The 3,228-nt window shown below is 54.1% G+C and carries 1 rRNA gene; it reads right to left on the bottom strand.

Going from position 1 to position 3,228, the window contains the following annotated elements:
* A 23S ribosomal RNA gene (locus tag ACLKOY_RS18000) occupies positions 1-3,025 on the bottom strand; the annotation flags it as partial.
* Positions 3,026-3,228: the final 203 nt, after the last annotated feature.

The following is a 3,228-nucleotide window of genomic DNA, read 5'->3' on the forward strand; positions in this document are numbered from 1 at the left end:
GTCTGGCTGGGAGCCTCTCACCCGAAGGTATGGAAATCTCATCTTGAGGCCGGCTTCCCGCTTAGATGCTTTCAGCGGTTATCCATCCCGAACGTAGCTAATCAGCGGTGCTCCTGGCGGAACAACTGACACACCAGAGGTTCGTCCAACCCGGTCCTCTCGTACTAGGGTCAGATCCTCTCAAATTTCCTACGCGCGCAGCGGATAGGGACCGAACTGTCTCACGACGTTCTAAACCCAGCTCGCGTACCGCTTTAATGGGCGAACAGCCCAACCCTTGGGACCTACTCCAGCCCCAGGATGCGACGAGCCGACATCGAGGTGCCAAACCATGCCGTCGATATGGACTCTTGGGCAAGATCAGCCTGTTATCCCCGAGGTACCTTTTATCCGTTGAGCGACAGCGCTTCCACAAGCCACTGCCGGATCACTAGTCCCGACTTTCGTCCCTGCTCGACCTGTCAGTCTCACAGTCAAGCTCCCTTGTGCACTTACACTCGACACCTGATTGCCAACCAGGTTGAGGGAACCTTTGGGCGCCTCCGTTACTTTTTGGGAGGCAACCGCCCCAGTTAAACTACCCACCATGCACTGTCCCTGAACCGGATTACGGTTCGAAGTTAGATATCCAGAGTGACCAGAGTGGTATTTCAACAATGACTCCACATGAACTGGCGTCCATGCTTCACAGTCTCCCACCTATCCTACACAAGCCACACCGAACACCAATACAAAGCTATAGTAAAGGTCACGGGGTCTTTCCGTCCTGCTGCGCGTAACGAGCATCTTTACTCGTAATGCAATTTCGCCGAGTTCGCGGTTGAGACAGTTGGGAAGTCGTTACGCCATTCGTGCAGGTCGGAACTTACCCGACAAGGAATTTCGCTACCTTAGGATGGTTATAGTTACCACCGCCGTTTACTGGGGCTTAAATTCTCAGCTTCGCCTTGCGGCTAACCGGTCCTCTTAACCTTCCAGCACCGGGCAGGCGTCAGTCCGTATACATCGTCTTGCGACTTGGCACGGACCTGTGTTTTTAGTAAACAGTCGCTACCCACTAGTCTCTGCGGCCTCCAAACGCTTTCGGAGCAAGTCCTAATACGTCGAAGGCCCCCCTTCTCCCGAAGTTACGGGGGCATTTTGCCGAGTTCCTTAACCACGATTCTCTCGATCTCCTTGGTATTCTCTACCTGACCACCTGAGTCGGTTTGGGGTACGGGCGGCTTGAACCTCGCGTCGATGCTTTTCTTGGCAGCATAGGATCATCCACTTTCTATCCGCATCGTGTCTCAGCCTATGTGAGAGACGGATTTGCCTATCTCTCGGCCTACGCACTTGCACCGGGACAACCATCGCCCGGCTGGACTACCTTCCTGCGTCACACCTGTTAATACGCTAACCGCACCAGAATGGGGTCGTGCGCTAGGCCCAACGCGTCACCCCGAAGGGATCAGTCACTGGGATTCAGACACTTAGCACTACTGGATTAGTTTGGGCGGTTCTTCGCCGGTACGGGAATATCAACCCGTTGTCCATCGACTACGCCTGTCGGCCTCGCCTTAGGTCCCGACTTACCCAGGGAAGATTAGCTTGACCCTGGAACCCTTGGTCTTTCGGAGGACGTGTTTCTCACACGTCTTTCGCTACTCATGCCTGCATTCTCACTCGTGTAGCCTCCACGGCTGGTTTACACCGCCGCTTCGCTGGCCACACGACGCTCTCCTACCCATCAACACGGCTGGACCACGAAGGCCTACCAATAATGTCAATGCCACAACTTCGGTGGCGTGCTTGAGCCCCGTTACATTGTCGGCGCGGAATCACTTGACCAGTGAGCTATTACGCACTCTTTCAAGGGTGGCTGCTTCTAAGCCAACCTCCTGGTTGTCAAGGCAACTCCACATCCTTTCCCACTTAGCACGCGCTTTGGGACCTTAGTTGGTGGTCTGGGTTGTTTCCCTCTCGACTATGAAGCTTATCCCCCACAGTCTCACTGCTGCGCTCTCACTTACCGGCATTCGGAGTTTGGCTGACGTCAGTAACCTTGTAGGGCCCATCGGCCATCCAGTAGCTCTACCTCCGGCAAGAAACACGCAACGCTGCACCTAAATGCATTTCGGAGAGAACCAGCTATCACGAAGTTTGATTGGCCTTTCACCCCTATCCACAGCTCATCCCCTCAGTTTTCAACCTAAGTGGGTTCGGTCCTCCACGACGTCTTACCGTCGCTTCAACCTGGCCATGGATAGATCACTTCGCTTCGGGTCTAGGACATGCGACTGAATCGCCCTATTCAGACTCGCTTTCGCTACGGCTACCCCTCAACGGGTTAACCTCGCCACATATCGCTAACTCGCAGGCTCATTCTTCAAAAGGCACGCTGTCACAGCTACTAAGGCTGCTCCAACGGTTTGTAAGCAAACGGTTTCAGGTACTATTTCACTCCCCTCCCGGGGTACTTTTCACCTTTCCCTCACGGTACTTGTCCGCTATCGGTCATCTGGGAGTATTTAGGCTTATCAGGTGGTCCTGACAGATTCACACGGGATTTCACGGGCCCCGTGCTACTTGGGATACTCTTCGCGCCAAGGGAGGCATTTCGACTACGGGGTTGTCACCCTCTATGACCGGCCTTTCAAGACCGTTCGTCTATACCATCTTGTAACGCCGCCATCTCGGCAGAGATGACTGAAAAGTCCCACAACCCCCAACGTGCAACGCCTGCCGGCTATCACACACGCTAGGTTTAGCCTGTTCCGGTTTCGCTCGCCACTACTAACGGAATCGCGGTTGCTTTCTCTTCCTGTGGGTACTGAGATGTTTCACTTCCCCACGTTCCCTCTACCCGCCCTATATATTCAGGCGGGAGTCACTAGGTCGGCACGCCGCCCAGCGGGGTTTCCCCATTCGGACACCCTCGGATCAAAACTTGCTTATCAGTTCCCCGAGGCTTATCGCAGATTGCTACGTCCTTCTTCGGCTCCAGATGCCAAGGCATTCACCGTTTGCTCTTAAAGACTTGATAAATCACATGAGTTTGAATCAGAATCGACACCAGACACACGGCCTGGCTTGAAATTGACTAATGATCTTTAAGATCATCTTGTGCAACCGACAAAAGCCGGCTGCAAGATGCTCGCGTCCACTGTGTAGTTCTCAAAGTACGGGCGGTACCCCTTCTCGCCTCCCCCACAAGGGAAACAACAAGAGGCCCAGAGGTACAGAAAC

It is taken from the genome of Microbacterium sp. K2, assembly GCF_051365005.1.
Lineage (GTDB): Bacteria > Actinomycetota > Actinomycetes > Actinomycetales > Microbacteriaceae > Microbacterium > Microbacterium foliorum_B.